The organism is Streptomyces sp. YS-3, assembly GCF_045257485.1.
Taxonomy (GTDB): domain Bacteria; phylum Actinomycetota; class Actinomycetes; order Streptomycetales; family Streptomycetaceae; genus Streptomyces.
The window spans coordinates 1-968 of sequence record NZ_JBJHPC010001085.1 but is presented as its reverse complement, the minus strand read 5'-3'; the positions used below and the strand labels follow the sequence as shown (position 1 = coordinate 968).

The following is a 968-nucleotide window of genomic DNA, read 5'->3' as shown; positions in this document are numbered from 1 at the left end:
CCGCCCGCCGCCACCCCCGTACGGTTGTCGAAGGTGACCCTGACGAAGGCCGCCCCCACCGTCTCGCTGGCCAAGCAGGGCGGCAGCTCGGGCGCGCTGCGGGTGAACCTCAACTGGCAGACGCGCAAGCAGTTCTCCGGCTGGGGCGCCAAGCTCGGCAGGGCCGTCGCCAACCACGCCGACCTCGACCTGGACCTGTGTGCCCTCTACGAGCTCACGGACGGGCGCAAGGGGGTCGTCCAGGCACTCGGCAACGCCTTCGGCTCGCTCAGCGGACCGCCGTACATCCACCTCGACGGCGATGACCGCACCGGCGCCCTCACCTCCGGCGAGAACCTCACGGTCAACCTCGACCACAAGGACCGGCTCCGCCGCGTCCTGATCTTCGTGACGATCTACGAGGGCGCGCGCAGCTTCGCCGACCTGCACGCCACGGTCACCCTCCAGCCGCAGCACGGCGCGGCGATCGACTTCTCGCTCGACGAGTGCACCGTGCCCTCCACGGTCTGCGCCCTCGCCCTGCTCACCAATGACGGCGGCGACCTCGTCGTCCAGCGCGAGGCCCGCTATCTGGTGCCCGCGCGCGGTGTCAGCCCGCAGCGCACCGTCGACCAGGCGTACGGGTGGGGCATGAACTGGACGCCCGGCCGCAAGTGACGCGCGCGTGGTCGTGGTTCCGGCCCGGTCCGCAACCGCGAGCCCGGCCCGAAAGCGCGACGGAGGCCGTATGGGCCGGCGTCCGGCCGTCCCGGCTCACTGATCGGGTGCGGCCTCCGGACGCGCATAGGTGCGCCCCTTCCACGCCGCCCCGCGCCCCCGGTAGTGCTGGACGGCCGAGTCCACCGTCATCAGGAGGTACAGGAACGCGGTGAACGGCAGCAGCGGGGCCAGCGCCGCCGGCTGGCGGTAGTAGCGCAGCATCGGTACGTACGTCCCGGCCATCACCAGCCACGCCAGCCCGCCCGCCC

At 72.5% G+C, this 968-nt stretch carries 2 pseudogenes; one reads left to right on the top strand and one right to left on the bottom strand.

Going from position 1 to position 968, the window contains the following annotated elements:
- Positions 1-657: pseudogene (locus ACJA3G_RS37630) on the top strand (Tellurium resistance); the annotation flags it as partial.
- Between the two features lie 96 nt (positions 658-753).
- Here ACJA3G_RS37630 and ACJA3G_RS37625 read toward each other — a convergent pair.
- Positions 754-968: pseudogene (locus ACJA3G_RS37625) on the bottom strand (glycosyl transferase family 2); the annotation flags it as partial.